The 2,489-nt window shown below is 65.8% G+C and carries 4 protein-coding genes and 1 pseudogene; 3 read left to right on the top strand and 2 right to left on the bottom strand.

Annotated features, from left to right (window positions below; translation table 11 throughout):
* Positions 1-325, top strand: a pseudogene (locus tag JCM9942_RS18400) (penicillin-binding protein 1C); the annotation flags it as partial.
* A 54-nt stretch (positions 326-379) separates the two neighbouring features.
* On the opposite strand, the gene JCM9942_RS14015 reads toward JCM9942_RS18400, so the two are convergent.
* Positions 380-946 carry a ferritin-like domain-containing protein gene (locus JCM9942_RS14015; RefSeq protein ID WP_054660439.1) on the bottom strand — a complete coding sequence of 189 codons (567 nt, stop codon included), beginning with the start codon at positions 944-946 and terminating at the stop codon, positions 380-382.
* Between the two features lie 27 nt (positions 947-973).
* Positions 974-1,456, bottom strand: a complete 483-nt coding sequence (locus tag JCM9942_RS14020) for a peroxiredoxin (protein ID WP_054660441.1) — start codon at positions 1,454-1,456, stop codon at positions 974-976.
* A gap of 149 nt (positions 1,457-1,605) precedes the next feature.
* Between JCM9942_RS14020 and JCM9942_RS14025 the strand changes: the two genes are divergently transcribed.
* Together JCM9942_RS14025 and JCM9942_RS14030 are read left to right on the top strand one after the other, a co-directional pair.
* On the top strand, positions 1,606-2,043 hold the full coding sequence (locus tag JCM9942_RS14025; protein WP_054660443.1) for an Hsp20/alpha crystallin family protein: 438 nt from the start codon (positions 1,606-1,608) through the stop codon (positions 2,041-2,043).
* A 127-nt stretch (positions 2,044-2,170) separates the two neighbouring features.
* Positions 2,171-2,489, top strand: a 319-nt coding sequence (locus tag JCM9942_RS14030; protein ID WP_157722942.1) for a DnaJ domain-containing protein, incomplete at its 3' end; no start/stop codon positions are given.

Genomic DNA, 2,489 nt, shown 5'->3' on the forward strand with positions numbered 1-2,489 from the left:
CGCAACGGCACGCGCAGACCTTGCCGCCGCTTGCGCCGCAATGCGACGGCAATGGCCAGCTGTCCGATGCCGTGCTGCATATCGACGGCTCAATGACCGGGCCACGCTGGCCCGCGCACCCGGCGCCAGCCACGGCCCACGTCTGCAGCTGCGCGCACTGGGTACCGAAACGGCGGTGGAATGGTTGCTGGACGGCCGCTGGATCGCCCGGACCCAGGGCGCCCGCCCCTTCATGCGCCAGTTCGACGTACCGGGCGAATACACGCTCACCGCGCTGGCCGCTGATGGCGCGTGGACCCGGATCCGTTTCCGGGTCGCGCCGTAGCGGAGTGCGCACAGCGGAGCGGCCTGGGCCACTCCCGCGCGGCATACCGCCTGCTTACTTGCCGACCAAGCCTTCCAGCAGGTCGGCGAAGTCGTCGGCGTGCTCCTCTTCCTGCGCCAGGATGAGCTCAAGCATGCGCTTGGTGGTGGTGTCCTTGTCGCCGATGAAGTTGATCATCTCGCGGTAGCTGTCGATGGCGATGCGCTCGGCGATCAGGTTCTCGCGCACCATGTCGCGCAGATCATCGCCTTCCTTGTATTCGGCATGGGCGCGGGCGGTCAGGGTGTCCGGATTGAGGTCCGGCTCGCCGCCCAGCTGCACGATGCGCTCGGCCAGCATGCCGGCGTGTTCCTGCTCCTGCTGTGCATGCTCGAGGAATTCGGCTTTCACCGAATCGGCAAGCATGCCCTTGGCCATGTAGTAGTGCCGGTAGTAGCGCAGCACGCATACCCATTCGGTTGCCAGCGCGTCGTTGAGCAACTTGATCACCGCGTTGCGATCGGCACCGTAGGACGGGGTGATGGCGCCATCCTCGATGCTCTTGCGGGCGTTGGCGCGCAGGGTTTTGCGGTCGGTGAACCCGGCGGGCTGGACGGACTTGGCGGCGGACGGCTTGCTCATGGCTGGCGGATCCTTCTGTGGGAAAACTTATGTGGGGAGATGGGCGAGGACATGCTCCGCGGAGGAGACCTCGAACTGGCCCGGCTGCTCGATGAAGCAGCTGCGCACCACGCCGTCTTCGATATACAGCGCGAAACGGCGCGAACGCAGGCCCATGCCGGAGCTGCTGGCATCCAGCTCCAGTCCCAACGCGCGGGTGAGCTCGCCATTGCCGTCGGACAGCATCTGCAGGCCATCGGGCACCGACTGGGTCTTGGCCCAGGCCTGCATCACGAAGGCGTCGTTCACCGCCATGCAGTACACCTCGATGCCACGACGGCGGAATTCGTCGAAATGCTCGACGTACCCGGGCAGATGGCGGGCCGAGCAGGTCGGGGTGAATGCCCCCGGTACCGCGAACAGCACCGCCTTGCGGCCATCGAACAGCGCGTAGGTGTCGACCGTCTCCAGCCCTGCGCGCAGGCGCTTGAGGGCTACTTCCGGAATGCGGTCGCCAACGTGGATGGACATGGTTATCTCCTTGCCTGAATTTGAGTTTAGTGGCCGCTGGTGAAGCGCAGCGTCAACGGCTTGAAAAGGCTGTCTTCACACAATATCTGGGGTGCACGGGAACGGCATCGCCATTCCGGCATGTCAGTCCACACTTGCAGGAGGACATCATGAGCATCGTACGTTACCGCCAGTGGCCGACGCAGACCGAGATCCATGATCTGCTGGCGCCGCTGCTGAAAACCGCCGAAAGCGCCGCCCGCGCCAGCACCGCCTGGGTACCGGCCGTGGATATCCGCGAGGAAGCGTCGCAGTTCGTGCTGCTGGTCGATCTTCCGGGCGTGGATCCGGCTGCCATCGACGTGCAGATGGACAAGGGCGTTCTTTCAATCAAGGGCGAGCGCGTGGCCCCGAAGCTGGAGGAAGGCCAGCAGCTTTCGCGCAGCGAGCGTGGCCATGGGACGTTCATCCGCCGCTTCACTCTGCCTGACAGCGTTGACGTGGAGGGGATCGTGGCCAGCAACCGCAACGGCGTGCTGGAGATCCGCATTCCCAAGCGCAGCGAGGCGGCGCCGCGCCGCATCGAGGTCCGTCACGTCGCGGGCTGAGCCGATGTGAGCGGGTTTGCACCGGCGCAGCCGCCGTGGCCCGGTAGAATGGCGCCACGGCGGTTGCCGCATGCATGACGGCCCGTTGCCGAAAGGTGGCGGGCCGGACTTTTTCAGAGGTGGATGGATGGAATTCAAGGATTACTACGCAACGTTGGGGGTCGAGCCCACGGCCGGCGATGCCGAGATCAAGGCGGCCTACCGGCGGCTGGCGCGCAAATACCATCCTGATGTGAGCAAGGAAACCGGCGCCGAGGAGAAGTTCAAGGCCGTCAACGAGGCCTACGAGGCGCTGCGCGACCCGGCCAAACGCCGCGCGTACGACCAGCTGCGTGCGCAGGGCTATCGTCCGGGCGAGGAATTCCACGCGCCGCCCAACTTCGGCGGCGGCCAGGGGTTCGATTTCGAGGAGGTCTTCGGCGGTGGTGGCGCCGGCGGCGGCTTCA

The sequence above is a fragment of the Stenotrophomonas pictorum JCM 9942 genome, assembly GCF_001310775.1.
Classification (GTDB): Bacteria; Pseudomonadota; Gammaproteobacteria; order Xanthomonadales; family Xanthomonadaceae; genus Stenotrophomonas; species Stenotrophomonas pictorum.

Excerpts from the sequence above, each read along its gene's own strand:
- JCM9942_RS14025 (WP_054660443.1), top strand. The coding sequence starts at position 1,606 with ATGAGCATCGTACGTTACCGCCAGTGGCCGACGCAGACCGAGATCCAT.
- JCM9942_RS14015 (WP_054660439.1), bottom strand. The coding sequence starts at position 946 with ATGAGCAAGCCGTCCGCCGCCAAGTCCGTCCAGCCCGCCGGGTTCACC.
- JCM9942_RS14020 (WP_054660441.1), bottom strand. The coding sequence starts at position 1,456 with ATGTCCATCCACGTTGGCGACCGCATTCCGGAAGTAGCCCTCAAGCGC.